1 protein-coding gene is annotated in these 3,657 nt (G+C 45.0%); it reads right to left on the bottom strand.

Features of this window, described 5'->3' with window-relative positions; all coding sequences use genetic code 11:
* Positions 1-67 precede the first annotated feature (67 nt).
* Positions 68-3,196 carry a hypothetical protein gene (locus GXP22_00385; protein NOX07947.1) on the bottom strand — a complete coding sequence of 1,043 codons (3,129 nt, stop codon included), beginning with the start codon at positions 3,194-3,196 and terminating at the stop codon, positions 68-70.
* Between the last annotated feature and the right edge of the window lie 461 nt (positions 3,197-3,657).

Below are 3,657 nucleotides of genomic sequence, written 5' to 3'. Positions count from 1 at the left end.
ATTTTTACCCACCAATTTTTCTGGAGAGCTTTATTTTTCTTGTTCTCTTTAAAAACTTTTGATTTGCCTAGAAACTAATCATCCCAGTAACCTTGCGCAGCAATACAAGATAATCCCCTAGGTTATACAACCCATCCGGCGAAGGAATCCCCCCGACTAAAGGCCCCACATCCAAATGTGCCAGTTCCAGTGGTGTCGCCACCTTTTGCCCCGTTAATATTTGCATGGCAATGACTAAATCTGCCACATTCACCTGGCCGTTGTTGTTGGCATCACCATCATTTAACACGGGGAATGATGCATTATTTAAGGGATCAGTTCCCGCCGCAACTTCTAGTCCATCATTTACACCATCACCATCAGTATCAGCAACCAACGGGTTGGTACCCGTATCAACAGGTGAGCTATAGACACCCGTGTTGGTTTCATTTATATCCAGCAATCCATCTCCATCATCATCCAAATCAGCATTATTGCCGATCCCATCATTATCTGTGTCAAGCCATTCAGTTGGGTCTGAAGGAAAAGCATCACAGGCGTCACCATAGTTATCTTGATCCAGATCTTTTTGAGGACTATTACTAACACTGGGGCAGTTATCATCCAGATCAGCGAGCGTATCAAAATCAGAATCCTGATAAGGGTTGCCCGCCCAGATAATTATCTTTGATCCAAATGCAGGAACAGTTGTGGGCCAGGTTACTGGCATACTATTAATATCGATATATTCTCCACAGCGCGGTTCTTCCAGAGTACCTACATCAGGACAGGGCAAACTCTGACTGACTGAACTTTCATTTATAACAATCCTGGCGTCATCAGATGGGTCATTTTCCAGCACCTCAAACATCCGAATGTCATCGAATTCGACAGCCTCACCTAGTAGTGGATTAAACTCAAGACGTGCAGTCGCCAATGCTTTTGTGGCCGTAAATGTCAATCGATGATGGGACCATTGGGTATCGATCACCACTGGTTTATTCAAACCTACGGTCTCGAAATTACCAGGCTCACTTCGGCGGACGATAGCATTAAAGAATTGATTATTAAATTCACCCCGTGCAGCAAACTCAACAACATAGCTTTTCCCCTGCACCAGACTTAATGGATTACTGACCAGTAAACTGCCGAGTATATCGATACTTGCACGGTATGAAATACAAGCACCATCCCAACCACAATCTGCCTGCAAAACCAGGCTGCTATTGGGTGGCCAAAATACCCAACCAACAGTTCCAGTTGTGAAATCACTATTGTTTATGAAATTATTGGGTGCTCCAGGATCAAGCAGCCCCTGTGCCAACGAGAAGGGTGCGATTGCTTTGGCGTTATTATCGAACTGCCCCTGCCATGCAGAAAAATCATATCGAGTTGTCAAAACTCCACCAGCTGGCACATAACGTTCGGTGGCCACAAAATTACTATGTATCAATGAGTAACGATTATTGTCATAACTGGCAAAGTTATTGTTATCAAATCTGGATCTCAGCCTTATCGGATCCTCCTGGTAAGTTAGTGGGAAAATAATGTTGTTATTAATGGTATTGGCTGATATATCCCCGGCAGCCGTATCTTCGTTCATACTAAGCTCGTAAAAACGGCTATTAAACAGGGTATTGTTACTCACCCTGTCATTATTTGAATTGTGAAGCTCTATACCCCGGTCAGCATTAACGACCGTATTATTCGTCACAGTAATACCACTGGACTGATCATCAAGATAAATGCCCATGGCCAATGTTTGCCCACCGGGTCGACCCTCTGCGTTACCGATCACATCAATAATAATATTTGAATCAATAGTAGAATTATACAATTGAGATGGATATGCCCTCCCCGAGGTATAAAGAGCGCCACAGTCATTCAATACCAAACACACGTTGCGAATAATATTGTTTTTTATTACCACATCACGTCCAAAACTAATGCCGATATAACCTGCATTAGTGATCTGATTACCCTGAATAGTAAGGTTATCAGACGCCCTACTACGTATGGCTGCAATACTGTTTTTCGGAGATCCGACAGTGCCGCTATCAATGACTTGATTATTAAGCACGGATACGCCAGGTGAATAACTAACAGTAATCCCGTCACGGACGCTTCTCTGTACGAGAGAGTTCTGAACCAAGCCCAGAGAGTTTACTCCCGCATACACCCCGCCATCACCTGAATCTGAAACAATAATGGAATCAAGTAAAAAACCGGTTACGGAAGACAGGTAAACACCATTATCTGACGCCTGGGAGAAGGAAATGTTGCTGACAGAGATATTCGATACATTCTGCGCAATAAATGCGTTAGAACGCACTGATGCCTCAACGACGTGCTGCTCAGGATTGCTGCCATCAGGCAACCAGAGGTAAAGCTTCCCCAGCACTGAATCATGATACCACTCCCCTGGCACATCAAGCATCCATCGTTTGTTATCCAGGTAATAGCCATAACCGGTTTTAATCTCGTAGCTGGTTTCTACATCCCAAAACAGAGTATTCGTTTGCGAATCAAAGTTAACAACATTTCTATCTTCAATCCGCCAGTTGATGGTACGGATATGAACACCCGAACCGATTAAATCAGTCTGCCCGGAAAGATCAGCATCTTGAAGAAAACAGTTACCGGGCCTGACCGAAGTTTGTTCTATACAGCCAGGTGATAATACAGTGCCTGAATCTGCATCTATCAACAGGTAACCCGTATTGGGATACTGGGCAATTTTCAAGTATTGGCCATCAACAAAGACTTGCGAAATAGCACCTGATACATCGGCGACATAAACATTGGTCTGATTAGTATCTGCCGACCAATTTTGTATAAGGTTGCTTCCGCTAACAACGGGCGGCGATAAGGCGCAGCCAGATCCATAGGAAGAAAAAGAAACAGGGGTATTGACAACACCTGAATCTAATACTGAAAGCGTGTCTCTCCACATTTGTCCACAACGTAAAAAAACATTATCACCCGCAAGAAACCCACCCTGTTTCACGTTAGACAGGCTTTGCCAGGCACCATCAGTACAAGCGGCACCAAAACACCCCGTAGGCTGGGGATCTGAAAAATTACCAGACCAGGCATCATTACCCAGAGCAGCATCAACATAGTAGTCTTTAGCAAAGGCAACATTCATTATGTTGTCGGCTACCGCGAGTAGTAACAAAATTATTAGACAGCATTGCAGATTGGTTTTGTTCATCATGTTGTATCCATTCCTTAAGAAACACATTCCATTTCGCGCAATGTAAAACTAAATCTAGCCGCACGACGACGCAAACTTTTGACTAGCCGTATTCGTTCGTCCCACGGTTGTAACTGCTAGGCGACAGGGTGAACCATGAGGTAAAACGCTTGGCCAATAGAGTTTAACCCCACTGAATAATGATATCGCACTTGCCACCACCCGGAAGCTGCCACATAAGTTCAAAGCAATGGCTTGTCGGGTTTTTCCGGTTCCTCGGTGCAGCCGAGCATCGCAGACGTTTTGCGATCAAGCGAGCGTTGTCTGAGCAGTGCGCGCGGCAGCGTGTACTGTGAGTTTAGCGAGCGCGCAAAACGTCGAGAAGCGCAGGGAACCCGCGTAGCGGGTGCCTTGACCCGAAGGGTAAGGTACCCGTAATGAAGCCCGAAGGGGTTCTATGGACAAACCGTTGAACGGTAAAA

The organism is Gammaproteobacteria bacterium, assembly GCA_013151035.1.
GTDB lineage: Bacteria > Pseudomonadota > Gammaproteobacteria > JAADJB01 > JAADJB01 > JAADJB01.
Note: the sequence above shows the minus strand (reverse complement) of the source record. Positions and strands in the feature narration are given on the sequence as shown.